The sequence below is a fragment of the Massilia sp. P2_C2 genome (assembly GCF_056404615.1).
In genome coordinates this window covers 1-532 of sequence record NZ_JBFUDR010000685.1, presented here as the reverse complement: position 1 = coordinate 532, position 532 = coordinate 1, and the positions used below count along the sequence as shown (strand labels likewise).

The window sequence follows — 532 nt, the reverse complement described above, 5'->3', positions numbered from 1 at the left end:
CCCAGGCGCCCGTGCCCGATCCGCCGGAGCCRTTACGGAAGTCCGAGCCGGTGCCGAGGTTCGAGTCGAACAGGTTCTTCACGTTGGACAGCGTCGTGGCCGCAGTGCGGTTCGTCGTCGAATCGATCAGCGTCGTGATGGTCGGCACGTTCTGGATGAGGTCGCTTTCATTGACCAGGTTCAGCGACGAGGCGTCCGTCGTCTGGGTGACCTCGTAGCCGGTCTTGCCGTCCTGGGTGACGTAATCGATGGCGAACGTCACCGCACCCGATTGCGTGCCCTGGGGCAGGGTGACGGTGGCCGCGTAGGTGATGTTGTCCGTGGTGCTGAGCGCTGCGGGCAGGCCAGCGATGGTCGCCTTCACGTTGCTGATCGCTTCCTTGGCCGTGAAGCTCAGTTTGACGGTACTGCCCGGTACGATCCGGTTGCGCAGCGCCTGCGGCGAGGTGAGCGACGCAGTGGCGATGCGGTTCGTCGACGCGGTCGCGCCATACAGGCGCACCTCGGCCACGTTCCCGTACCCGTTCGTGGG

Annotated in this window: 1 protein-coding gene; it reads right to left on the bottom strand. The window is 65.5% G+C overall.

Annotated features, from left to right (window positions below; genetic code table 11):
• Positions 1-532, bottom strand: a 532-nt coding sequence (locus AC1DYX_RS31860; RefSeq protein ID WP_477266292.1) for a hypothetical protein, incomplete at both ends; no start/stop codon positions are given.